19 protein-coding genes and 1 pseudogene are annotated in these 23,138 nt (G+C 69.8%); 14 read left to right on the plus strand and 6 right to left on the minus strand.

Features of this window, described 5'->3' with window-relative positions; all coding sequences use genetic code 11:
- From ABDW61_RS19860 to ABDW61_RS19925, 14 genes and pseudogenes are all read left to right on the plus strand, one after another.
- Positions 1 to 677, plus strand: a pseudogene (locus tag ABDW61_RS19860) (ATPase); the annotation flags it as partial.
- Positions 674 to 1,543, plus strand: a complete 870-nt coding sequence (locus ABDW61_RS19865) for an XrtA system polysaccharide deacetylase (protein ID WP_343641158.1) — start codon at positions 674 to 676, stop codon at positions 1,541 to 1,543. The pseudogene ABDW61_RS19860 and the gene ABDW61_RS19865, both read left to right, overlap by 4 nt.
- Complete coding sequence (locus ABDW61_RS19870) at positions 1,540 to 2,598, plus strand: FemAB family XrtA/PEP-CTERM system-associated protein (protein ID WP_343641160.1); 1,059 nt, start codon at positions 1,540 to 1,542, stop codon at positions 2,596 to 2,598. The genes ABDW61_RS19865 and ABDW61_RS19870 overlap by 4 nt, the downstream gene beginning before the upstream one ends.
- Positions 2,599 to 2,607: 9 nt before the next feature.
- The gene (locus tag ABDW61_RS19875; RefSeq protein ID WP_343641162.1) at positions 2,608 to 3,843 is read left to right on the plus strand and encodes a TIGR03087 family PEP-CTERM/XrtA system glycosyltransferase; all 1,236 of its coding nucleotides are present in this window, start codon (positions 2,608 to 2,610) and stop codon (positions 3,841 to 3,843) included.
- Between the two features lie 79 nt (positions 3,844 to 3,922).
- On the plus strand, positions 3,923 to 5,533 hold the full coding sequence (xrtA, locus tag ABDW61_RS19880) for an exosortase A (protein WP_343641164.1): 1,611 nt from the start codon (positions 3,923 to 3,925) through the stop codon (positions 5,531 to 5,533).
- Positions 5,530 to 6,726 carry a TIGR03088 family PEP-CTERM/XrtA system glycosyltransferase gene (locus ABDW61_RS19885; RefSeq protein ID WP_343641165.1) on the plus strand — a complete coding sequence of 399 codons (1,197 nt, stop codon included), beginning with the start codon at positions 5,530 to 5,532 and terminating at the stop codon, positions 6,724 to 6,726. Before xrtA ends, ABDW61_RS19885 begins: the two co-directional genes overlap by 4 nt.
- A 21-nt stretch (positions 6,727 to 6,747) precedes the next feature.
- A complete protein-coding gene (locus tag ABDW61_RS19890; RefSeq protein WP_343641166.1) occupies positions 6,748 to 8,664 on the plus strand; it encodes an XrtA/PEP-CTERM system amidotransferase in 1,917 nt (638 codons plus the stop codon).
- Positions 8,665 to 8,681: 17 nt separating this feature from the next.
- Positions 8,682 to 9,890: a glycosyltransferase family 4 protein gene (locus tag ABDW61_RS19895; protein ID WP_343641167.1), complete on the plus strand. Its 1,209-nt coding sequence runs from the start codon at positions 8,682 to 8,684 to the stop codon at positions 9,888 to 9,890.
- Between the two features lie 5 nt (positions 9,891 to 9,895).
- Positions 9,896 to 11,098 (plus strand): glycosyltransferase family 4 protein, encoded by a 1,203-nt coding sequence (locus ABDW61_RS19900; protein WP_343641253.1) that lies wholly within the window; start codon positions 9,896 to 9,898, stop codon positions 11,096 to 11,098.
- Positions 11,091 to 12,407 carry a putative O-glycosylation ligase, exosortase A system-associated gene (locus tag ABDW61_RS19905; RefSeq protein WP_343641168.1) on the plus strand — a complete coding sequence of 439 codons (1,317 nt, stop codon included), beginning with the start codon at positions 11,091 to 11,093 and terminating at the stop codon, positions 12,405 to 12,407. Before ABDW61_RS19900 ends, ABDW61_RS19905 begins: the two co-directional genes overlap by 8 nt.
- Positions 12,407 to 13,369 carry a polysaccharide deacetylase family protein gene (locus ABDW61_RS19910; RefSeq protein WP_343641169.1) on the plus strand — a complete coding sequence of 321 codons (963 nt, stop codon included), beginning with the start codon at positions 12,407 to 12,409 and terminating at the stop codon, positions 13,367 to 13,369. Before ABDW61_RS19905 ends, ABDW61_RS19910 begins: the two co-directional genes overlap by 1 nt.
- Positions 13,370 to 13,499: 130 nt before the next feature.
- Positions 13,500 to 14,708 (plus strand): hypothetical protein, encoded by a 1,209-nt coding sequence (locus ABDW61_RS19915; protein ID WP_343641170.1) that lies wholly within the window; start codon positions 13,500 to 13,502, stop codon positions 14,706 to 14,708.
- A 90-nt stretch (positions 14,709 to 14,798) separates the two neighbouring features.
- Complete coding sequence (locus ABDW61_RS19920) at positions 14,799 to 15,536, plus strand: hypothetical protein (RefSeq protein ID WP_343641171.1); 738 nt, start codon at positions 14,799 to 14,801, stop codon at positions 15,534 to 15,536.
- A 16-nt stretch (positions 15,537 to 15,552) separates the two neighbouring features.
- Positions 15,553 to 16,836 carry a hypothetical protein gene (locus ABDW61_RS19925; RefSeq protein WP_343641172.1) on the plus strand — a complete coding sequence of 428 codons (1,284 nt, stop codon included), beginning with the start codon at positions 15,553 to 15,555 and terminating at the stop codon, positions 16,834 to 16,836.
- On the opposite strand, the gene phnY is transcribed toward ABDW61_RS19925, so the two are convergent.
- From phnY to phnD, 6 genes are read right to left on the minus strand one after another with little or no spacing between them, the layout of a single operon-like run.
- A complete protein-coding gene (gene phnY, locus ABDW61_RS19930; RefSeq protein WP_343641254.1) occupies positions 16,820 to 18,238 on the minus strand; it encodes a phosphonoacetaldehyde dehydrogenase in 1,419 nt (472 codons plus the stop codon). The two genes, ABDW61_RS19925 and phnY, sit on opposite strands and share 17 nt — an antisense overlap.
- 38 nt (positions 18,239 to 18,276) lie before the next feature.
- On the minus strand, positions 18,277 to 19,386 hold the full coding sequence (gene psrA, locus ABDW61_RS19935; protein WP_343641173.1) for an iron-containing alcohol dehydrogenase PsrA: 1,110 nt from the start codon (positions 19,384 to 19,386) through the stop codon (positions 18,277 to 18,279).
- Positions 19,387 to 19,395: 9 nt separating this feature from the next.
- Positions 19,396 to 20,631 carry a phosphonoacetate hydrolase gene (gene phnA, locus ABDW61_RS19940; RefSeq protein WP_343641174.1) on the minus strand — a complete coding sequence of 412 codons (1,236 nt, stop codon included), beginning with the start codon at positions 20,629 to 20,631 and terminating at the stop codon, positions 19,396 to 19,398.
- The gene (gene phnE / locus ABDW61_RS19945) at positions 20,631 to 21,446 is read right to left on the minus strand and encodes a phosphonate ABC transporter, permease protein PhnE (RefSeq protein ID WP_343641176.1); all 816 of its coding nucleotides are present in this window, start codon (positions 21,444 to 21,446) and stop codon (positions 20,631 to 20,633) included. The genes phnA and phnE overlap by 1 nt, the downstream gene beginning before the upstream one ends.
- Positions 21,443 to 22,252, minus strand: coding sequence for a phosphonate ABC transporter ATP-binding protein (phnC, locus tag ABDW61_RS19950; protein WP_343641178.1), 810 nt, complete (start codon positions 22,250 to 22,252; stop codon positions 21,443 to 21,445). Before phnC ends, phnE begins: the two co-directional genes overlap by 4 nt.
- On the minus strand, positions 22,249 to 23,130 hold the full coding sequence (phnD, locus tag ABDW61_RS19955) for a phosphonate ABC transporter substrate-binding protein (RefSeq protein ID WP_343641179.1): 882 nt from the start codon (positions 23,128 to 23,130) through the stop codon (positions 22,249 to 22,251). The genes phnC and phnD overlap by 4 nt, the downstream gene beginning before the upstream one ends.
- Positions 23,131 to 23,138 lie beyond the last annotated feature (8 nt).

Below are 23,138 nucleotides of genomic sequence, written 5' to 3' on the forward strand. Positions count from 1 at the left end.
TGCGCATGCTGTCCAACTTCCAGTTCGGCAACCAGTCGCTGGTGCAGACCTTCCTGGTCGGGCAGCCGGAGTTCCGCGCCATCCTGCAGCGGCCCGAGATGGAGCAGTTCCGCCAGCGCATCGCGGCGAGCTGCCACATCGGCCCGCTCGACGAGGAGGACACGCAGCGCTACATCGAGCACCGCCTGAAGTGCGCCGGGGCGAGCGGCAAGCCCAGCTTCGACGCCGACGCCTTCACCGCGCTGCACCGCGCCAGCCACGGCATCCCGCGCCGCATCAACACGCTGTGCGACCGGCTGCTGCTGCTCGGTTTCATGCATGAGAACCCGCACCTGACCGCCGCCGACGTGGAGGAAGTGGTGCAGGACCTGTCGCGCGAATCGGCCTCGGCGCCGCCGCCGGCGGTGCACGGGTCGGAGATCAACGGCCACGCGCATGCCAGCGGCCCCATGAACGGCCACGCCGGCGATGGCGAGCTCGACCTGGACCTGACGCGGCTGCGCGCGCGCGTGGGCCAGGATGGTGAGCTGGGCGCGCTGGCGCAGGAGCTCGCCGGCATGAACCTGGACGGCCAGGACGCGCGGCTGCAGCGCATCGAGGACAGCCTGATGCGCCTGGAACGGATCAACCAGCAGACGCTGGCGCTGCTGCAGAAACTCGTGGGAGCGATGCGATGAACCCGAGCCGCGCGGTGATCCGCAATGCGATGAGCATCGACGTCGAGGACTACTTCCAGGTCTCCGCCTTCGCGCCCTACATCGCGCGCGGCGACTGGGACCGGCGCGAATGCCGCGTCGAGCGCAACGTGGCGCGCATCCTCGATCTGCTGGACGCGCGCGGCGTGAAGGCGACCTTCTTCACGCTGGGCTGGATCGCGCAGCGCTATCCGGCGATCGTGCGCGAAATCGTCGCGCGCGGCCATGAACTGGCCAGCCACGGCTTCGGCCACGAGCGCGCCAGCGACCTGGATCGCGCCGCGTTCCTGAAGGATGTGGGCGACGCGAAGGCGCTGCTCGAGGACCTGGGCGGCGTCGCGGTCAAGGGCTATCGCGCGCCGAGCTTCTCGATCGGCAAGGACAACCTCTGGGCCTTCGACGTGCTGCGCGAATGCGGCTACCGCTACAGCTCCAGCGTCTATCCGATCCAGCACGACCACTACGGCATGCCGGATTCGCCGCGTTTCGCCTACGAGGTGCGGCCGGGCCTGATCGAGGTGCCGGTGACGACGCTGCGCTGGCGCGGCAGGAACTATCCGAGCAGCGGCGGCGGCTGGTTCCGGCTGCTGCCCTACGGCATGACGCGCTGGATGATCGAGCGCTTCAACCGCATCGAAGGCCGCAGCGCGGTCTTCTACTTCCATCCCTGGGAGATCGATCCGGAGCAGCCGCGCATTCCCGGCATCGATGCCAAGACGCGCTTCCGGCACTACGTGAACATCGGCCGCACCGAGTCGCGCATCGACCAGCTGCTGGGCGATTTCGCCTGGGGGCGGATGGACGAGATCTTCCTGGCGCCCGGCGGCGCGGAGCGGCTGGCGGCATGAGCGCGTCCGCGACGCCCGCGGTCCAGGTCAAGCGCCTGGCGCTGAAGGACGCCGAGGGCGCGGCGCGCTGGGACGCGTTCGTGCGCGCCTGCCCGTCGGCGACCTTCTTCCATCTCGCCGCCTGGCAGCGGATCATCCGCAAGCAGTTCGGTCACGAAGGCTACTTCCTCTATGCCGAGCGCGATGGCGTCCTCGAGGGCGTGCTGCCGCTGGCGGAAAACAAGAGCCGGCTCTTCGGCCACGCGCTGGTGAGCCTGCCCTTCGCGGTCTATGGGGGCGTGGCGGCGGTCTCGGACGAAGCCGCGCGCGCGCTGGAGGACGAGGCGCAGGCGCTGGCGCGCCGGCTCGGCGTCGAGCACCTGGAGCTGCGCAACACCCAGCGCCGCCATCAGGACTGGCCGCATCAGGACCTGTACGTCACCTTCCGCAAGGAGATCCTCCCGGACGAGGAGGCCAACATGCTGGCCATCCCGCGCAAGCAGCGCGCGATGGTGCGCAAGGGCATCAAGCACAACCTGAAGGCGGAGATCGACCGCGACGCGGGCCGCTTCTTCGCGCTGTACGCCGACAACGTCCATCGTCACGGCACGCCGGCGATGCCGCGCCGCTACTTCCAGGCGCTGCTGGACGAGTTCGGCGACGCCGCCGAGGTGCTGATCGTCTGCAGCGAGCAGGGCGAGCCGCTGTCCGGCGTGCTGAGCTTCTACTTCCGCGACGATGTGCTGCCGTACTACGCCGGCGACGCGGTCGCCGCGCGCGACCTGGCGGCCAACGACTTCAAGTACTGGGAGCTGATGCGCCGCGCTTGCGGTCGCGGGCTCAAGGTCTTCGACTACGGCCGCAGCAAGCAGGGCACCGGCAGCTACGCGTTCAAGAAGAACTGGGGCTTCGAGCCCACGCCGCTGCACTACGAGTACTGCCTCTACAAGCGCGAGGCCGTGCCGCAGAACAACCCGAGCAACGCCAAGTACCAGCTGATGATCAAGACCTGGCGCCGGCTGCCGATCTCGGTGGCCAACTGGCTGGGCCCGCACATCGTGCGCAGCCTGGGCTGAGGGACGGCCATGGCCAACATCCTCTACCTCGTCCACCGCCTGCCGTATCCGCCCAACAAGGGCGACAAGCTGCGCTCGTACCACCTGCTCAAGCACCTGAGCGCGCATCACAAGGTCTGGCTCGGCACCTTCGTCGACGATGCCGAGGACTGGCCCCATGTGCCGGCGCTGCGCGCGCAGTGCGAGGAGCTCTTCGCCGCCGACCTGAACCCGCTGCTGGCGCGCGTGGCGAGCCTGCGCGGCCTGGCCACCGGCGAGGCGCTGAGCCTGCCGTACTACCGCCAGCGCGCGATGCGCGAGTGGATCGACCGGATCGCGCGCGAGCAGCGCTTCGACGCGATCGTGGTGTTCTCGTCGACGATGGCGCAGTACGCCGAGCAGCTGCGCGCGATCGCCGGTCCGGTGCCGATGCTGATCGACTTCGTCGACGTGGACTCGGCCAAGTGGACCGACTACGCCAAGGCGCATCGCTGGCCGATGTCCTGGCTGTATCGCCGCGAGGGCCGCGAGCTGCTGGCCTATGAGCGCCGCGTCGCCGAGCAGGCGCGCTGCTCCTTCTTCGTGACCGAGGGCGAGAAGGCGCTGTTCCAGCGCTTGTCCGCCACCGGCGCGCGCGTCGAGGCGCTGGGCAATGGCGTTGACAGCGGCTACTTCGCGCCGCTGCCGCAGCAGGCCAGCCCCTTCGAGGCCGACGAGCTGCCGCTGGTGTTCACTGGCGCGATGGACTACTGGCCCAACGTGGACGCGGTGCAATGGTTCGCCGCCGAGGTGTTGCCGCAGCTGCGCCAGCGCTGGCCGACGCTGCGCTTCACCATCGTGGGCCGCGCGCCGGCGCCGTCGGTGCTGGCGCTGGCGGGCGAGGGCGTGCGCGTGACCGGCACCGTGCCGGACGTGCGGCCCTACCTGCAACACGCGGCCGCGGTGGTCGCCCCGCTGCGGCTCGCGCGCGGCGTGCAGAACAAGATCCTGGAGGCGATGGCGGTGGGCCGCCCGGTGGTGGCGGCGCGCTCCTGCGTCGAGGCGCTGGGCGCCGATGGCGTGCTCGCCGGCCAGGACCTGCTCTCGGCCGACAGCGCCGCGGACTACCTCGAACTCGTCCACGCGCTGCTCAGCGCGCCGGCCCGCGCCCAGGCGATCGGCCAGCAGGCCCGCGAGCGCGTGCTGCGCCAGTTCAGCTGGCAGGCGCATCTGTCCAAGCTCGACGGCTACCTGCCGCGCGAGACGCCGCAGGGGCGGGCGGCATGAGCGCAGCGCAGGGCCGCCCCAAGCAAGCTCGCGTCCCCCTGGGGGACCGGCCGCGGCTGGCCGCGGGCGAGGGGCTCATATGAGCGCAACCACCCCGTCGGCGCTGCGTGAGCGAGGCATTCCTGCCACATGGCGTCGCCCACTCGCGGTGCTGGTCCTGCTGACGATCGCGCTGTTGCTGCTGTATCGCCAGACAGCGATCGGCATGGTCACCATCTGGTGGCGCTCCGGCACCTTCACGCATGCCTTCCTGGTGCCGCCGATCGCGCTGTGGCTCGCGTGGCGCCGCCGCGCGCTGGTGGCGCCGCTGGTGCCGCGCCCGGTCGCCTGGCTGGCGCTGCCCCTCGTCGCGCTGGGCGCGGTCTGGCTGTTCGCCGACTTCGCCGCGATCAACGCCGCCACGCAGCTGACGCTGGTGGCCATGCTGGTGCTGCTGGTGCCGGCGGTGCTGGGCTGGCGCATCGCGCGCGAGATGGCCTTCCCGCTGGGCTTCCTGTTCTTCTGCGTGCCGGTCGGCGAATTCATGCTCCCGCAGCTGATGGACTGGACCGCCCGGTTCACCGTCGTCGCGCTGCGTCTGAGCGGCCTGCCTGTCTATCAGGAAGGGCTGCAGTTCATCATCCCGAGCGGCCAGTGGTCGGTCGTCGAAGCCTGCTCCGGCGTACGCTACCTGATCGCGTCGGCGATGGTGGGCACGCTCTACGCCTACCTCAGCTACCACTCGATGCGCCGCCGGCTCGGTTTCATCGCCTTCGCGCTGGCGTTGCCGCTGGTGGCGAACTGGGCTCGCGCCTACCTGATCGTGATGATCGGCCATCTGTCCGGCAACACGCTGGCGGTGGGCGTGGACCACCTGATCTACGGCTGGCTGTTCTTCGGCCTCGTGATGATGGCGATGTTCCTGATCGGCGCGCGCTGGGCCCAGCCGGAGCAGCCGCTGGTGCCGCCGGCCCGCGAGACCGCCGCGTCCGCCGTCGGCACGACGGGCTGGGGCGCCACCGTCGCCGTGCTGCTGGCCGTGGCGCTGCCCGTGGTGGCCGGCGCCTGGCTGCGCCAGGGCCACTCGGCCCCGATCGACACGCTGCCCGCGGTGGCCGCGGCGCCGGGCTGGCAGGACCAGGTCGTGCCGTCGGACGCCTGGACGCCCGACTTCGAAGGCGCCAATGCCGCGCGCCATCAGCAGTTCACCGGGCCGGCCGGCCAGCCGCGTGTGGGCCTGCACCTGCAGTACTTCCGCGGCCAGGACTACGAGCGCAAGCTGGTGAGTTCCAGCAACGCGGTCGTGTCGCCGGAAGACAAGCAGTGGGCCGTGACCGGACGCGGCATGGCGGACGTCGTGCCGGCGGGCCCCGACGGCCGCGCCGCCGCGCCGATCCCGGTGCTGACCACGCAGGTGCGCGCGTCCTCGCTGGACGTGGTGAGCGCGCCCCGCATGCTGATGTGGCATGTCTACTGGATCAACGGCCGGCCGATGACCAGCGCCTGGCGCGCGCGCGTCTGGAGCGCGCTGGAGCGGCTGCGCGGGCAGGGCGACGACGCCGCGCTGGTGCTGGTCTACACCGATGCCGACGAGCAGGCGCCGCGCCGGCTCGATGCCTTCCTGCGCCAGCACTGGGCCGCGATCGACGCCGAACTGCGTCACGTGCGCGATGCCGGCCAGCGCGGCGCGTCCGCGGGAGGCTCGCGATGAGCGCCGGCATGAGCGTCGAGCGCGCGATGGCCGCGGCGGACGAGCGGCCGCTGGTGCTGCACGTGATGTACCGCTTCGACACCGGCGGTCTCGAGAACGGCGTGGTGAACCTGATCAACCACATGCCGGCGAAGGACTACCGGCATGCGATCGTCGCGCTGACCGAGGTCACCGACTTCCGCAAGCGGCTGCAGCGCGACGACGTCGCGTGCTATGCGCTGAACAAGCCGCCGGGGCAGGGCTTCTGGCTCTACCCGAAGCTGTACCGCTTGTTCCGCACGCTCAAGCCCGCGATCGTGCACAGCCGCAATCTGGCGGCGCTGGAGGTGCAACTGCCGGCCTGGGCCGCGCGCGTGCCGGTGCGCATCCACGGCGAGCATGGCCGCGACGTCGGCGACCTGGACGGCCGCAACCGCGCCTACCAGCGCGTGCGCCGCTTCTACAAGCCCTTCGTCTCGCACTACATCGCGCTGTCGCGCGACCTGGGCGAGTACCTCACCGGCCCGGTCGGCGTGCCGCCGGCGCGCGTGAGCCAGTTCGTCAATGGCGTCGACACGCAGCGCTTCCAGCGTCAGCGAGCCGAGCCCATTCCCGGCTGCCCCTTCGATCCGGCCGTGCACTGGCTGATCGGCACCGTGGGCCGCATGGCGCCGGTCAAGGACCAGCTGATGCTGACGCGCGCCTTCATCGCAATGATCGGCGCGGCCCCGGAGCTGCGCGAGCGCGCGCGCCTCGTGCTGATCGGCGACGGCCCGTTGCGGGCGCAGTGCCAGGCGCTGATCGACGAGGCGGGCCTGAGCGCGCTGGCCTGGCTGCCGGGCGAGCGCACCGATGTGCCGGCCGTGATGCGCGGCCTGCATGTCTTCGCGCTGCCGTCGCTGGCGGAGGGCATCTCCAACACCATCCTGGAGGCGATGGCCAGCGGGCTGCCGGTGGTCGCGACCGAGGTCGGCGGCAACGCGGACCTGGTCACACGCGATGAGAGCGGCCTGCTGGTGCCGCCCGCCGCGCCCGAGGCGATGGCCGCGGCGCTGCTGGCGCTGGCGCGCGATCCGGCGCGGGCAGCGGCGATGGGCGAGGCCGGCCGCGCGCGCGTCGAACGCGACTTCAGCATGCGCGCCATGGTCGCCCGCTACCAGGGGCTGTATGACACGCTGCGCGGCCACCGTGCCGGCGCCGGCAAGAACGACTGAGGGATAGGCAGGGGAACGAGCATGTGCGGAATCAGCGGACTCTTCGACACCCGGGGGCGGCGCGACTTCGATGGCGCGCTGATGCATCGCATCAACGACTCGCTGCACCACCGCGGCCCCGACGAGGGCTCGATCCATCTGCAGCCCGGGCTGGCCTTCGGCCACCGCCGGCTGTCGATCATCGACATCGCCACCGGCCAGCAGCCGCTGTTCAACGCGGACCATTCGGTGGGCATCGTCTTCAACGGCGAGATCTACAACTACCAGCAGCTCACCGACGAGCTGACCGCGCTGGGCTACGTGTTCCAGACCAAGAGCGACACCGAGGCCATCGTCCACGCCTGGTCGGCCTGGGGCGAGGACTGCGTGCACAAGCTGCGCGGCATGTTCGCCTTCGTGCTGTGGGACCGGGCGCGCGACCAGCTCTTCATGGCGCGTGACCGGCTCGGCGTGAAGCCGATGTTCTACGCGCTGCTGGACGACGGCACACTGGTCTTCGGTTCGGAGCTCAAGGCGCTGCTCGCGCATCCGGCGATGAAGCGCGACATCGTGCCGCAGGCGGTCGAGGAGTATTTCGCGCTGGGCTACGTCGCCGAGCCGCGCACCATCTTCCGCCAGGCGCTGAAGTTGCCGCCGGCGCACACCCTGGTGATCCGGCGCGGCGAGGGGCTGGGCCAGCCGCGCCGCTACTGGGACGTTCGCTTCACCACGGACAACAGGATCGACGAGGTCCAGGCGCAGGAGGAACTGACGCGCCGCCTGCGCGAGGCGGTCAAGCTGCGCCTGATCTCCGAGGTGCCGCTGGGCGCCTTCCTGTCGGGCGGCGTGGACTCCAGCGCGGTGGTCGCGATGATGGCCGGCGAAACCAATGGCCCGGTCAAGACCTGCTCGATGTCCTTCGACGATCCGCAGTACAACGAGTCCGAGTTCGCGCAGATGGTCGCCGACCGCTACCAGACCGATCACCACGTGGAGATGGTCCAGAGCGACGACTTCGACTTGATCGACACGCTGGCGCGGCTCTACGACGAGCCCTATGCCGACAGCTCCGCGATCCCGACCTACCGCGTCTGCCAGCTCGCGCGCAAGCATGTGACGGTGGCGTTGTCAGGCGACGGCGGCGACGAGAGCTTTGGCGGCTACCGCCGCTACAAGCTGCACATGATGGAGGAGCGCATGCGCGCCAGCCTGCCGCTGGGGCTGCGCAAGCCGCTGTTCGGCACGCTGGGCCGGCTCTATCCGAAGGCGGACTGGGCGCCGCGTGTGTTCCGCGCCAAGACGACCTTCCAGGCGCTGGCGCGCAATTCGGTGGAGGCCTACTTCCACACCATGTCCGTGATCCGCGACAACGAGCGCCTGCCGCTGTACAGCGCGCGCTTCAAGTCGGAGCTTGGCGGCTACAACGCGCGCGAGCTGTTCCTGCAGCATGCCGAGCGCGCCGGCACCGACGATCCGCTGGCGCTGATCCAGTACATCGACCTGCAGACCTACCTGGTCGGCGACATCAACACCAAAGTGGACCGCGCGTCGATGGCGCACTCGCTGGAGGTGCGTGAGCCGCTGATGGACCATCCGCTGGTCGAGTGGCTCGCCACGCTGCCGTCCCACCTGAAGCTGCGCGGCGGCGAGGGCAAGTACCTGTTCAAGAAGACGCTCGAGCCGCATCTCCCGAACGACGTGCTCTACCGGCCCAAGATGGGCTTCGCCGTGCCGCTGGCGCGCTGGTTCCGCGGGCCGCTGCGCCAGCGCGTGCGGGGCGCGCTGCTGGGCGGACCGCTGGCGGACTCCGGCATGTTCGACCTCAAGGCTGTGGGCGCGATGGTCGAGCAGCACGAGAACGGATCGCGCGACCACAGCACGCCGCTGTGGACGCTGCTGATGTATGACGCCTTCCTGCGCAACGTGATGGGCGCCGCCTCGCTGCGCGAAGCCGCCTGACGTTCCCCGAGCATCGGATGAAGATCCTCTATCACCATCGCACCGCATCCAAGGACGGCCAGGCGGTCCATATCGAGGAAATGATCGGCTCGCTGCGCGCGCTCGGTCACGAGGTGCGCGTCGTCGCGCCGGGCGGCGAATCGGCGCCGGAAGAGAAGTCCAGGATGGGCGACGACGCCGGCTGGGTGCATCGCCTGCGCGCCAGGCTGCCCAAGTTCGTCTACGAGCTGCTGGAGCTGGCCTACTCGCTGGTGGCTTATCGCCGTCTAGCCGCCGCGGCGCGCGAGTTCCAGCCCGATCTGATCTATGAGCGCTACAACCTCTACCTGCTCAGCGGGCTGATGCTGAAGAAGCGGCTCGGTCTGCCGCTGCTGCTGGAGGTGAACGCGCCGCTGGTGGACGAGCGCGCCAGGTTTGGCGGTCTGGCGTTGCCGCGCGTCGCGCGCTGGGCCGAGGACACGGTCTGGCGCGGTGCCGATGCGGTGCTGCCGGTGACCCGGGTGCTGGGATCGATGATCGCCGCGCGCGGCGTGCCGCTGGAGCGCATGGCCGTGATCCCCAATGGCATCAACGAGGCGCACTTCGACGCCGCCCCCTCGCCCGGCGCGGCCAAGCGCGCGCTGGGCTGGGATGGCGCGCTGGTGCTGGGCTTCACCGGCTTCGTGCGCGACTGGCACGGCATGGACAAGGTGATCCGCTGGATGGCCACCGGCGCGGCGCCGGCGAACGCGCGGCTGCTGATCGTCGGCGACGGCCCCGAGCGCGCCAACCTGGAGCAGTTGGCCGCCGGGCTCGCGCTTGGCGAGCGGGTGCGTTTCACCGGCGTGGTCTCGCGCGACGAGGTGCCCGCCCATGTGGCCGCCTTCGACATCGCGCTGCAGCCCGCGGTGGTGGCCTACGCGTCGCCGCTCAAGCTCTTCGAGTACCTGGCGCTGGGCAAGGCCATCGTCGCGCCGAGCACGCCCAACATCGAGGAAGTGCTGGACGACGGCGTGAACGCGCTGCTCTTCGATCCCGCCGAGGCGGGCGCGCTGGAAGCGCGTCTGGCGCGTCTGGCGTCGGACGCCGCGCTGCGCGATCGATTGGGGCAGGGCGCCCGCGCCACCATCGGCCGGCTGCATCTGACCTGGCACGGCAATGCCGAGCGCGTGGTCGCGCTGGGCCAGTCGCTGCGCGCCGGGCGCGGCGTGAGCGGCGGCGCCAAGCCCAACGACGCGAGGGTCTGAGCGTGCTGAAGCTGCTGACTTTCTCGACGCTGTATCCGAGCGCGGTGATGCCCAGCCACGGCATCTTCGTGGAGACGCGCCTGCGCCACCTGGTGGCGTCGGGCCAGGCCGAATCGCGCGTGATCGCGCCGGTGCCCTGGTTCCCGCTCAAGGGCGAGCGATTCGGCGAGTACGGCCAGTTCGCCGCCACGCCGCCGCGCGAGTCGCGCAACGGCCTGGAGGTCGAGCATCCGCGCTTCATCCGACTGCCCAAGGTCGGCATGAGCAGCGCGCCCTACACGCTGGCCTGGACCTTCTTGCGAGCGGCGAAGCGGCTGCAGGCGCAGGGCTATGACTTCGACCTGATCGACGCACACTACTTCTATCCGGATGGCGTGGCCGCGGCCTTCGTGGCCAAGGCGCTGGGCAAGCCGCTGGTGATCACCGCGCGCGGCACCGACATCAACCTGATCCCGGCGTACGCCTTTCCGCGCAAGCTGATCCTGCGCGCGGCCGATCAGGCCGACGCGATGATCACCGTCTGCGAGGCGCTCAAGGATGAGCTGGTCGGGCTGGGCGCCGATGCCGCGAAGGTGACCGCGCTGCGCAATGGCGTGGACCTGACGCTCTTCCATCCCGCGGGCCGCGACGAGGCGCGCGCCGCGCTGCAACTCGCGCCGGGCCGCTTCACGCTCGCCTCGGTGGGGCACCTGATCGAGCGCAAGGGCCATGAGCTGGTCATCGGCGCGCTGGCCGAGCTGCCCGATGTCGACCTGCTGATCGCCGGTGCCGGCCCGGAGGAGGGCGCGCTGCGCCGGCTGGCGGAGTCGCTGGGCGTGACGGGGCGGGTGCGCTTCCTCGGCGCGCTGGCGCAGGCGCGCCTGCGCGAGGTCTATGCCGGCGTGGATGCGCTGGTCCTGGCCTCGAGCCGCGAGGGCTGGGCCAACGTGCTGCTGGAGGCGATGGCCTGCGGCACGCCGGTGGCGGCCTCAAACGTCTGGGGCACGCCGGAAGTCGTCGCGCGCCCGGAGGCCGGCGAGCTGATGCCCGAGCGCAGCGCGGCCGGCGTGGCCGAGGCGGTGCGCCGGCTGCGCGCGGCGCCGCGCGACCGCGCCGCGACGCGCCGCTATGCCGAGCAGTTCAGTTGGGACGCGACCACGCAGGGCCAGCTCGCGCTCTTCCACCGCATCCTGGCCGCGCGGCGGTCGCCGGAGCTGCGTCATGCGTGACCTCCTCATCCTGGGCCTGTTCCTGGCCCTGATCTACAAGACCTTCAAGGACCCGATGTGGGGCGTGCTGGGCTGGGTCTGGATGGGGGTGATGAACCCGCACCGGCTGGCCTATGGCTTCGCGCATGACGCGCCGTGGTCGATGGTGATCGCGCTGGCGCTGTTCATGAGCCTGCTGCTGCACCGGGACAAGCTGGTGCGGTTCCCGGTCAACGCGGTGACCGTGCTGCTGGCCATCTGGATCCTGTGGATCGGCGTGTCGCCCTTGCTGTTCTCGTTCTATCCCGACAAGGAGATGCACTACTACTCGCGCGCCTTCAAGGTGCTGCTGATGGTGCTGGTCTCCCTGCTGGTGGTGCAGCGTCGGCGCGACCTGGACCTGCTGGTGCTGGTGCTGGTGATCTCGATCGGCTATTACGGGATCAAGGGCGGCGTGTTCACCGTGCTGTCGGGCGGCAGCGCGCGGGTCTGGGGGCCGGAGGGCTCGTTCATCGAGGACAACAACTCGCTGGCGCTGGCCACCATCATGACGGTGCCGCTGATCCGCTACCTGCAGTTGCAGGCGGACAAGCGCTGGCAGCGCTACCTGGCGGTGGTGGCGATGGTGCTGTGCATGGCCTCGGCGGTGGGCTCGCAGTCGCGCGGCGCCTTCCTGGCGATCGTGGCGATGTCCTTTTTCATGTGGATGAAGAGCCGCAACAAGCTGCCGCTGGCGCTGGTGGTGCTGGTGGCGCTGCCGCTGATCTTCGTGTTCATGCCGGACAGCTGGACCGAGCGCATGAACACGATCAAGACCTACGACCAGGACGCGTCGGCGCTGGGCCGCATCAATGCGTGGCAGACGGCGTGGCGGATGGCGCTGGACCTGTTCCCGTTCGGCGGCGGCTTCACGGTGGCGGGGCCGGCGGCCTTCGCCAAGTACGCGCCCGATCCGTCGATCCCGCTGACCGCGCACAGCATCTACTTCCAGGCGCTGGGCGAGCACGGCTTCATGGGGCTGTTCCTGTTCGTGGGCATCTTCGCGATGACCTGGCGATTGGCCAGCGCCACGATCAAGGCCAGCAAGGGCGCGGCGGACCTGCAATGGGCGCGCGACCTGTCGGCGATGTGCCAGGTGGGGCTGATCGGCTATGCGACCGGCGGGGCCTTCCTGAGTCTGGTGTATTTCGACCTGCCGTACTACCTGGTGCTGATCGTGGTGGTGCTGAACCGCGTCGTCGCCGCGGCGATGGCGGAGCGCCAGCAGGCCGCGATCGCCTCGGGCCAGGCGCCGCGCGACGTGCACTCGCCGTACTGGGAGGGCGCGTGATGCTGGCTTCGCTGAGCCTGCTGGGCTGGCCGCGCGGGGAGCCCGCGCTGAGCATCCTGATCTACCACCGCGTGCTGCCGTCGCCCGACCCGCTGCGTCCGGGCGAGATCGACGCCGCGCTGTTCGAGGCGCAGGTCGCGTTCCTCACGAAGCACTTCGAGCTGATGACGGTGAGCGACGCCGCGGCCGCGCTGCGCGAGCGCCGGCTGCCGCGGCGCGCGGCCTGCATCACCTTCGACGATGGCTACGCGGACAACTGGACGGTGGCGCATCCGATCCTGGCGCGGCACGGCGCGCGCGCGACGGTATTCGTCGCGACGGGCTACCTGAACGGCGGCCGCATGTTCAGCGACACGGTGATCGAGTTCGTGCGGCTGGCGCCGGGGCCGGTGCTGGATCTCTCGGCGGCGGGCATGGGCGTGCATCCGGCCGGAACGGTGGAGGAGCGCTTGAAGGCGGTGACCGCGCTGCAGGTGCAGCTGAAGTATTTGGGGCCGGACGAACGCGAGGCGCAGCTGCGGCGCATGCTGGCGGCGCAGCCGGTCGGCGCGATGCCGGATGACCTGATGCTCACCGATGCGCAGCTGCGGCAGCTGGCCGACGCGGGTCACGAGATCGGCGGCCACACCGTCGACCACACCGTGCTGACGACGCTGACGCCGGAGGGCGCGCGCGCGCAGGTGGCGCAGGGCAGGGACCGGTTGCAGGCGCTGCTGGGCCGGCCGGTGCGCAGCTTCGCCTATCCGAACGGACGGCCGGTGCGCGACTACGACGCGGGCCATGCGGCGATGTTGCGCGAACTGGGTTTCGAGGCGGCGGTCAGCACGGCCGCTGGCGTGGCGCGTCCGGGCACCGACCCGTTCCAGCTGCCGCGCTACACGCCGTGGGGGGCGTCGGTGACGATGTTCGCGGCCAGGATGATGCGCAACGCGCGCATGGGTGGGCCGGCAGCGGTTGTCTGACGGCAAGTCATCCCCCAAAAGATAGTTCGCCATTTCGTCGGCAACGCGCAACGACTGACCCCGTTTCAGCACGGTCGTTCGTTTTTGGAGTCGTCCAGCGGGCGAAGAATCTGTGGCCTGGAGGTGTTCCATGCCGCAAGTTCAAGAGTTTTCGCAGCGCTCGCCGAGCGGGGCTGCGCACCTGTTCCATCGCCCCGCGCTCGCGTCGTCGATGGCCGCTCAGCTGATGTCCGAGAGCTTCAAGTCAGGGCTGTTCCTGACGGGACCGCGCCGTACCGGCAAGACGACCTTCGTTCGCGGGGAACTGGCCGCCGCGCTGAGGGACGAGCACGGCGCCTTCGTCCTCTACGTGGATCTGTGGGATGACCAGAAGCTGGATCCCGGCGTCGCGATCTATCGCGCAGTGGGGATGGCGCTCGACGCCTTCGACGGCTGGGGTGTCCGTCTGGCCCGCCGCATCGGCCTGAAGGGATTCCGGCTCTGCGGCGTCGAGATCAGCCTGGAGCGGATCAACGCGGGGCAGGTGGAGTCGCTCACGACCTCGCTGCAGAACTTGACCCGGGTGACCGGCAAGCGCGTCGTGCTGCTGCTGGACGAGGCGCATCGCTGTCAGACGACGGAACTCGGGCGGGTGGCGCTGCATGGCCTGAAGGCAGCGCGCGATGCCTTGCTGCTGACGCCCGGTCCCGGCTTCCGCTTCCTGGCCACGGGCTCGCACGCGCACAAGCTCGAGCACATGGTGCGCGAGAAGCGCGAGCCCTTCCTCTGCGCAAGGACGCGGTCCCTGCCGGTGATGGGGGAGGACTTCCTCCACTGGCAACGCGGGCTCTGGGAGCACGGCGAGCGCCCGAGCCTGGCGGTGATGGGCGCGTCGTTCGATCGGCTGTTCCACCGCGTGGAGGACTTCATCGAGGTCTGCAACAGCGTGCGCGCGATCGCGGCGATCGACGCGGGGGAGGCGGAGCGGATGCTGGTCGAGCAGGTGGACCGGTGGCTGGCGAACGAGAAGAAGGTCTTCGCCGAGAAGCTCATCGCGGCCGGTCCGCTGGCCACGGCCTTTCTCCATCTCAAGGCCGAGCGGGGCCCTCAATTCGCTCCCCATTTCTCGGGCTCCCACGAACGGGTGATGCAGCTGCTGTCGCTGATGGGCGAGACGGCGATGCAGCCCGACTTCAGCATGCAGGGCGTGGAGGCGACGCTGGCCCGGCTCGAGCAGCTCGAGCTGCTGTGGCATTGCCGGATCTACGTGATCGAGGACGCCCGCCACGTCGACTGGCTGCTGGAGATGGAACTGTCGACCTTGTTCGCCACCGATCGACGCGCCGTGAAGGCGGCGTGAGGCCGGTCGCTGGAGGGTATTCATGCTGCAGCTTGTCCAACGCGTTGTCGCCCGCTTCATGGGCCGATCCGGCCCCGTCTCCGAGCAGCGGTGCCAATCCGCTGGCCGGATCTTTCGCTCAATGGCCGCGATCACGTGATGTTCCGTTTCCTGGCCACAGGCTCTCACAACGAGAAGATCGAATGCCTGGTCAGCGACAAGCATCAGGCGTTCTATCTGGCACCGCTGGAGGTGCTGCCAACGCTCGGCGACGACGACTATCTGTCCTGGGCGCGCCGCAACCACGGCCCGCCATTCGAGCCGGTATTGACGGTGATGGCCCGGGCCTTCGAGATCTGTCTGCGGCGTCCCGAGGCCTTCCACAAGGCATGCCGCGGCGTGGCCGCGATGGGACCGCAGAGTGGCGAGATGCAGGAGCAGATGCTCTTGTGTCTGGCGCGCGGGCAGATCGATCTGGAGAAGCGCATGCTGTTTGTCCGCCTTCAGCGGCTCAGGCCCCTGGAGCAGGCCGTGCTGCGCCTGCTCGCGGAGGACGGCGTTGATTTCACGCCGATGTTCCCCGACGCGAGGCGCCGCCTGAAAGCCATGTTGTCGGTCCTGCCGGACGACCAGCGGCCACAGCTGACGGACGACACCATCCTGGAGGCGCTGGATCGGCTCTGCGAGGCGAAACTCGTGTGGTGCGGCGATGGATCGTATGCGTTGGAAGAGAGCCAGTTCGCGAGGTGGCTGCTCGAGCGGCCGCCTGTCGAGGTGACGCGGTCTGCTTCACAGGATGCGCAGCACGACGCCCTTTCAGGTGCCGGATGCGATGAGGCTGCGGCCTGAAAAGACAAGGTGTCCCATGCTGCAAGTCATTCGTCATCTGCTTGACCGCATTCGCGGCGCTGCCCGTCCTGAGAGCCGCGAGATCGTCCACAGCGACGAGAAGATCTTTCACAGGCCGGCGCTCGCCAGGGAGATGGCCGCGGACCTGATGTCCCGCAGCCATGCGTCCGGCATGTTCCTGACCGCGCCGCGGCGCACCGGGAAGACGACCTTCCTCCGCTACGACCTGATTCCCACCCTCGAACGCGAGCGCAAGGCGCTCGTGCTGTACGCCGACCTCTGGGAGCGTCGCGCCGAGGATCCCGGTGCAGTCATTGTCGGACTCGTCGAGGACGCCCTGAATAGGGAGGAAGGGTGGACCTCGCTCTCGCCGCTGCGCCGCTTGAGCCTGTCGCGCCTGAAGGCGCCGGGCGTCGAGGTCGAGCTCGCGAAGGCCGACGCCTCGCGGCTGCCGTCGCTGCGAGAGAACCTGGAGCGCTTGTCCGACCTGACGCGCCGCACCGTGGTGCTGATCGTCGATGAGGCTCAGCATGCGCAGACCACGCAGTTCGGGCGAGACGTCCTGTTCATGCTGAAGTCCGCCCGCGACCATCTGAGCATCTGTGAGCGACTGATGTTCCGGCTGGTGATGACCGGTTCGCACCACGCGAAGATCGAGCGAATGATCCGCTACAAGCACGAGGCGTTCTATTGCGCGTCGCTCAAGGTCATGCCCACGCTGGGGGAAGCGGACTACCTCGCCTGGGAACGGGCGGTGCATGGCCCTGCCTTTCGTCCGTCGCTGGCGGCGATGAGTCATGCTTTCGAGGTTTGCTTCCAACGTCCCGAGGTGTTCCACATCGCTTGTTGCCGGGCCGCGTCACAAGCGCTTCGTGATCCTCAGGAGCAGGAGAGCGCGCTGAGCCAGGCTGCACGGGAGCTCATCGAGATCGAGAAACACGAGTTCCTGACGCGGGTGATGGAGCTCGATGCGCTGGACCAGGTCGTGCTGCGGCAACTTGCGGGCACGGGGACACGCTTTGCGCCCTACATGCCGGAGACGGAGCGGCGATTGGTTCAGTTGATGGCTGACATGCACGGAGCGCCGACGCGCGACACATCGCCCGCCGCTATTCGCGCCGCGCTGGGCCGGCTGCGCGAGGCCAACCTCGTGTGGTGCGGCGATGGGCCGCACGTCTTGGAGGAAAGCCTGTCGGCCGCGTGGCTGAAAGAGCTCGGTCCCGACCCGTCCGCGCCCGATCATCTGGACGGCTGCTCTCCTGCGCGGCCCGCGCCGGCCCCGATCACCAGGGCATCGTGAACGTCTTGGTGTTGCTGAAGGACTTCATCGCCTCCTGGACCCCCTCCTTGTGACCCAGGCCCGAGTCCTTGATGCCGCCGAACGGCGTCAGTTCGATGCGATAGCCCGGCACCTCCCACACATTGACGGTGCCGACCTGCAGCTCCTGCGCGAAGCGGATCGCGTCGTCCATCCGGTTCGTGCACACGCCCGAGGACAGGCCGAAGGCCGTCCCGTTGGACAGCGCGATCGCCTCGTCGATGGTCTTGAAGCCCAGGATCGGCGACACCGGCCCGAAGGTCTCCGAGCGCACGACGGTCATCTCCGGCCGCACGTTTTCCAGCACCGTCGGCGCATAGAGCGCGCCCTCGCGCCGATGCCCCGCCAGCACGCGCGCGCCCTGCGACACGGCCTCGGCCACGACCCGCTCGAGCTGCATCGCCGCCGCCTCGTCGATCACCGTGCCCATCTGGTTGCGCTCATCCATCGGATCGCCGTGGCGCCAGGCCAGCGTCTTTTCGACCACCAGCTGCGTGAAGCGCTCCTTCACCGCCTCGTGCACCAGCATCCGCTTGACCGCCGTGCAGCGCTGTCCCGAATTCTTATAGGAGCCCTGCACCGCGAGCTCACTGGCACGCTCCAGGTCGGCGTCGTCCATGACGATCAGCGGATCGTTGCCGCCCAGCTCCAGCACCGTGCGCCGGTAGCCGGCCTTGCTCGCGATGGCCTTGCCGATCGACACGCCGCCGGTGAAGGTGATGAGATCGACATGCGGGTTCATCACCAGCTCATTGGCGATCTCCCGCGGATCGCCGGTCAGCACCTGCAGCATCTCTCGTGGCAGGCCGGCCTCGTAGAGCAGCTCGGCGAAGAAGTAGGCCGACAGCGGCACCTTTTCCGACGGCTTGAGCACCATGCGGTTGTTGGTCGCGATGCTGGGCACCACCTTGTGCGCCACCTGGTTCATCGGATGGTTGAACGGCGTGATCGCGGTGATCACGCCCTGCAGCGGCTCGCGCAGCGTGATCACCTTGCGGCGCTTGCCATGCGGCGTGAGGTCGCAGGAGAACACCTGTCCGTCGTCGCGCAGCGCCTCGGTGGCGCCGAAGCCCAGCACGTCGATGACGCGGCCGATCTCGTAGCGGCTGTCGCGTTTGGACAGCCCCGACTCCATCGTGATCAGGTCGGAGGCGGTCTCGGCGCGCGCGCGCAGCAACGCAGCGGCGCCGTTGAGGATCTGCGCCCGCGCATGCCGCGACAGCGTAGGCCGGTAGCCGTGCGCGATCGTCATCGCGCGGCGCACGTGGTCGACGGTGGCCATCGCGACCTGGCCCACCTGCTGCCCGGTGTAGGGACTGCGCACGGCCAGGTGGCGGTCGGTGTGCAGGATCTCGTCGCCCAGGCGCAGGCCTTCGTCGATCATGGGCGGCGCCGTCCAGGACCGCAGGTGCTTGGTCGTGCTCATGCGATCTCCTCCGCGGTGTCGGCACTGGCGCCGATGAAGTTGAGCCCGCGCGCGCCGGTCAGCGCGCGGGCGATCAGGTCCTGCGCCTCCCGGTCGTCCAGCCCGTAGGAGGCGAAGCGCGTCGGCACGCCCAGGCCTTCCAGGAAAGCGGCCAGCCGCTGAGGCGCATCCGCCAGCGGCTGGCCCAGCGCCCGCCCCAGCACCGCATCGCGCTCGGCCGAGCGGCCCAGCGCCATGCGCAGCACCAGCGGCAGCGGGAAGGCGCAGGCGATGCCGTGCGGCAGGCCCAGCCGCAGCGTCATCTCATAGGAGATGGCGTGCGCCAGCGCGGTCCGCGTGTTGGAGAAGGCCATGCCGGCCTTCAGCGCCGCCAGCGCCATGCGCGCGCGCAGTTCGCGACTGACGGGACGGCGCATCAGCGCGGGCAGCGTCGAGAGGATCTCCCGGGCGGCCGACACCGCGTAGGTGTCCGACAGCGGGTTGGCGTTGCGGTTCCAGATCGCCTCCAGCGCATGGGACAGCGCGTCCAGTCCGCTCTGCAGCGTCACCGACGGCGGCAGCGATTGCATCAGCAGCGGATCGATCAGCGCGATCTCGGGCCAGGTCGCGCGCAAATGCAGCGAGTGCTTGCGCTGCTGCTCGCGGTCCCAGATCGTCGCCCAGGGCGTGACCTCGCTGCCGGTGCCGGACGTCGTCGGCACGGCGATCAGCGCCTTGGCCGCATGCGGCTCGAACGGCTCGCCGCGTTGCAGCAGCGCGATCAGTTCGTCGAAGCGGCCGCTGGCCGTGCCCACCATCAGCGCCTTGGCGGTGTCGATGGCGCTCCCGCCGCCCAGCGCCACAATCGCGGCTGTGTCGCGGTGCTCGCGCCAGAAGCGCTCGTGCTGGCCGCGCAGCTCGGCCACGTCGGGATTGGGGCGCACGTCGTCGATGACGCCGGCCAGCCGGTCGCCCAGCAGCTCGCGCACCTGGCTGACCAGCCCCAGCGAGGCCGCCTCCGGGAAGGTCACCAGCACGGCGCGGCGCCGGCCCAGCAGCGCGGGCAGGGACAACAGGGCCCCCTCCCCGTAGACGCTGCGCACGGGGTTGAAGTACTCGTGGATCATGGAAGGCCTCTAGGCGGGTTGGGCGTGGTTGAGCGCCAGATCGAACACGTCGAAGTTGCGCAGCCGGCGGTCCGGGTCCAGCCCGCTCAGGCGGCGGTTGAACAGCAGCGGCACGAGCTGCTCGGAGAGCCCGCCGTGCGAGCGCAGCGGCACTGTCAGTCCGCTCAGGTCGTGGCGGTCGGCGCGCGTGCCGAGGACCGTCAGGTGGTCCGCGATGACGACCAGGTCGCCGATCCGGTCCGGTGGCAGCTCGAAGCGCTCGGCGGCCGTCTCGCGGTCCAGCACGCACTCGACGCCGGGCAGGCTCCTCAGCCGCTCGCTCGCGCGGGCCAGCGCGGCCGGCGGCGCGTAAACCGTGGCGAAGGAGCCCAGCGCGCCGTGATGCACGACGTAGGGATCGGTGATGGGCAGGATCACCCGCGCGAGGCCCACGCCCAGCGTGTCGTCCAGCATCTGCTGCAGGAACAGCACCCGCGGCCGGCCGGCGGCGTCGGTCTTGGCGCTCATGCCGTGGTCCGCGGTCAGCGCGATCACCGCGCCCATCGCGTCCAGCCGCGCCAGGTGGCGGTCCATCATCGCGTAGAAGGCGTTGGCTTCCGGCGCGCCGGGCGCGCACTTGTGCTGGATGTAGTCGGTGGTGGAGAGGTAGGTGAGGTCGGGACGATGCGTCTCCATCAGCCGCACGCCGGCGGCGAAGACGAACGCGCTGAGCGCGACGCTGTAGACCGGGGGAACCGGCAGCCCCACCAGCTCGGGCACGCGGTCGATGCCGGCGCTGTCCAGCGTCGCCTCCGCGGCCTTCTCGGCGGAGAAGCAGATGCCGTCCAGCCCGTGGCCCAGCAGCGCGCGCAGCTTGTCCTTGGCGGTGACCACGGCGACGCGGGCGCCGCTGGCGGCGAAGCGCGCCAGCAGCGTCGGGGCGCGCAGATAGGCCGGGTCGTTCATCATGACTTCCTCGCCGCGCGCGGCGTCGAGGAAGTAGTTGCCGCAGATCCCGTGCACGGACGGCGGCACGCCGGTGACGATCGACAGGTTGTTCGGGTTGGTGAAACTGGGCACCACGCACTCGCCGATCAGCGAGGTGCCCCGTTCATGCAGGCGCGCCAGCCAGGGCGCCACGCCGGCCTGGATCGCATGGGTCAGGTAATCCGGCTCGCAGCCGTCCACGCACACCACCACGGTGGGCGCGCGGGGCCGCGCATAGCGGCGGCCATTGACCTGAACCGCCTCGTCGATCGTGTTCATCAATGGGCTCCTTGCTGGATCCAGGCGCGCAGCCGGGTGGACATCTGGTCGGCGGCCATGACCATCACGATGATCACGACGATGCAAGTGGCGGTGTCCTGGTACTGGAACAGCTTCATGCTGCCCACCAGTTCGAAGCCGATGCCGCCGGCGCCGACCATGCCCAGCACCGTGGCCTGGCGCAGGTTGGTCTCGAAGCGGTAGAGCACCACCGCGATCCAGGCCGTGACGACCTGCGGCAGCACGCCGAAGATGATGGTCTGGATGGGCCCGGCGCCGGTCGCGCGCAGCGCCTCGATCGGGCCCTGGTCGATCTCCTCGATCGATTCGGCGAAGAACTTGCCCAGCATGCCGGCGCCGTGCACCGCCAGGGCCAGCACGCCGGGGAAGGGCCCCAGGCCGACGGCGGCCACGAAAATCAGCGCCAGGATGATCTCGTTGATGCCGCGCGTGACGTTGAACACCTGCCGCATCGCATGGAAGACCAGCGTGCTGGGCGCCAGGTTGCGCGCCGCCAGGAAGCACACCGGCACCGCCAGCAGCACGGCGAACAGCGTGCCCCAGATCGCGATCTGGATCGTCTCCAGCGCGGGCTGGACCAGCTTCTCGAGGAAGCCCCAATGGGGCGGGACCATGCGCGCGAGGAAGTCGCCGATCCACGGCAGCCCCTTGATCAGCTCGCCGAAGCTGACCTGCGCACCGCGCGCGGCCCATTGCAGCAGCGCCAGGAAGGCCGCGCCGGCCAGCAGTCGCGGCCACCAGCCGTGCCGGCCCGAGGGCCGGCCCAGCAGCAGCGTGTAGGCACCGAGTCTCATGCTTCCTCCAGCGTCAGGCTGTGCGGGGGCGTGGCCGGCCGGGCGCGCGGGGCGCCGCCACAGGCGGCGTCGTCCTCCAAGCCGGGATAGATACGGCGCAGCACGTCGGCGCTCAGGCCGTCCGGGCCGCCGTCGAAGACGATGCGGCCGCCGGCGACGCCCACGATGCGTTCGCCGAATTCGCGCGCGTAGTCGATCTGGTGCAGGTTGCACACCACCGAGATGCCCAGTTCGCGGCTGGCCTGCTTCAGGTAGGTCAGCACCGTGCGCGAGGTTTTCGGATCGAGGCTGGCCACCGGCTCGTCGGCCAGGATGACGCGCGGCTGCTGCGCCAGCGCGCGGGCGATGCCCACGCGCTGCTTCTGGCCGCCCGAGAGCGTGTCGGTGCGCAGGTCCGCCTTGCCGTCCAGCTCCACGCGGCGCAGGCACTCCATGGCGATCTCGATGTCCTGGCGCGGGAAGATCTGCAGCCACGACAGCGGCGCCGGCATCGTGCCCAGGCGGCCGGTGAGCACGTTCTTGCGCACCGACAGCCGCGGCACCACGTTGTAGTGCTGGAAGATCATCGCCACTTTGCGCCGCACGCGCCGCAGGCTGGCGCCGCCCGCGTCCACGCGCGAGCCGTCGACGTGGATCTCGCCCTCGGTGGGCGCGCACAGCCGGTTGATGCAGCGCAGCAGGGTGGACTTGCCGGCGCCCGAGGGGCCCAGCACGACCAGGAATTCGCCGGGCGCCACGTCCAGGTCGATGCCGCGAAGGGCCTCGACATCGCCATAGCGCTTGGTCAGACCTCGGATCTTGATCACTTCATGCCCCTCAGGTCGAGCTTCAGGACGCGCGCCGTCTCGCGGATGACGTCATAGGCGGCGTCGTTGGTCGGATGGAAGCCGTTGAGCAGTCCCTGGTCCGACCATGGGATGTCCTTGACCTCGAGGAAGGCCGCCTGCACGCGCTTCTTGAGCTGCGGATCCAGGTCCTTGCGCCATACCGTCGGCGATTCGGGAATGGGGTCGGACTTCCACACCACCACCAGGTCCTCGCGCCGGGCCTGGCCCTTGGCGATCGCGCTGTCCAGGATGCGGTCGGCGATCGCGACCGCGTCGATCTTGCGGTTCTGCACCGCCACCGCGTTCGAGTCATGCGAGCCCGAGAAGATCACGCGCCCGAACGCCTTGTCCGGATCGAAGCCCGCCTTCAGCAGGCCCGCCTTGGGGAACAGGTGGCCCGAGGTCGAGGTCGGATCGACGAAGGCGAAGCTGCGTCCCTTCAGGTCGGCCAGCGTGCGGATGCCGCTGTCCTTGTGGGCCACGATCAGCGAGTGGTAGTTCGTGCGTCCGGCCTTCTTGGTCTCCGCGACGGCGAAGGCCTCGATGTTGGCGACGCTCGCGCCCAGCACGTAGGAGAAGGGGCCGAGGTAGGCCACATCCAGGCGGCGCGAGCGCAGCGCCTCGATGACGCCGTTGTAGTCGGCCGCCACGAAGGGCTTGACGGGCATGCCCAGCGAGCGCGACAGCATGTCCATCATCGCCTGGCTGTTGGCGATCATGGCGCGCGAGTCCTCGGAGGGGATCAGGCCGACGGTCAGCGCGCCGTCGGCGGCGCGCGCGCCTCCCGCATGGCTGAGCAGGGCCGGCGCCATCAGGGCCGGGGCGGTCGCGAGCAGATGTCTCCGAGTGATCGGCATGGCGGTCT

Origin of the sequence: Roseateles sp. (genome assembly GCF_039595595.1) — a bacterium.
Lineage (GTDB): Bacteria > Pseudomonadota > Gammaproteobacteria > Burkholderiales > Burkholderiaceae_C > Roseateles.

Bases quoted from the DNA above. Each gene is read 5' to 3' on its own strand.
- ABDW61_RS19915 (WP_343641170.1), top strand. From the start codon at position 13,500: ATGCCGCAAGTTCAAGAGTTTTCGCAGCGCTCGCCGAGCGGGGCTGCG.
- psrA (WP_343641173.1), bottom strand. From the start codon at position 19,386: ATGATCCACGAGTACTTCAACCCCGTGCGCAGCGTCTACGGGGAGGGG.
- ABDW61_RS19870 (WP_343641160.1), top strand. From the start codon at position 1,540: ATGAGCGCGTCCGCGACGCCCGCGGTCCAGGTCAAGCGCCTGGCGCTG.
- ABDW61_RS19910 (WP_343641169.1), top strand. From the start codon at position 12,407: ATGCTGGCTTCGCTGAGCCTGCTGGGCTGGCCGCGCGGGGAGCCCGCG.
- xrtA (WP_343641164.1), top strand. From the start codon at position 3,923: ATGAGCGCAACCACCCCGTCGGCGCTGCGTGAGCGAGGCATTCCTGCC.
- ABDW61_RS19890 (WP_343641166.1), top strand. From the start codon at position 6,748: ATGTGCGGAATCAGCGGACTCTTCGACACCCGGGGGCGGCGCGACTTC.
- ABDW61_RS19895 (WP_343641167.1), top strand. From the start codon at position 8,682: ATGAAGATCCTCTATCACCATCGCACCGCATCCAAGGACGGCCAGGCG.
- phnY (WP_343641254.1), bottom strand. From the start codon at position 18,238: ATGATCGACGAAGGCCTGCGCCTGGGCGACGAGATCCTGCACACCGAC.
- ABDW61_RS19925 (WP_343641172.1), top strand. From the start codon at position 15,553: ATGCTGCAAGTCATTCGTCATCTGCTTGACCGCATTCGCGGCGCTGCC.
- ABDW61_RS19885 (WP_343641165.1), top strand. From the start codon at position 5,530: ATGAGCGCCGGCATGAGCGTCGAGCGCGCGATGGCCGCGGCGGACGAG.
- phnA (WP_343641174.1), bottom strand. From the start codon at position 20,631: ATGAACACGATCGACGAGGCGGTTCAGGTCAATGGCCGCCGCTATGCG.
- phnE (WP_343641176.1), bottom strand. From the start codon at position 21,446: ATGAGACTCGGTGCCTACACGCTGCTGCTGGGCCGGCCCTCGGGCCGG.
- ABDW61_RS19865 (WP_343641158.1), top strand. From the start codon at position 674: ATGAACCCGAGCCGCGCGGTGATCCGCAATGCGATGAGCATCGACGTC.
- phnD (WP_343641179.1), bottom strand. From the start codon at position 23,130: ATGCCGATCACTCGGAGACATCTGCTCGCGACCGCCCCGGCCCTGATG.
- ABDW61_RS19905 (WP_343641168.1), top strand. From the start codon at position 11,091: ATGCGTGACCTCCTCATCCTGGGCCTGTTCCTGGCCCTGATCTACAAG.
- ABDW61_RS19875 (WP_343641162.1), top strand. From the start codon at position 2,608: ATGGCCAACATCCTCTACCTCGTCCACCGCCTGCCGTATCCGCCCAAC.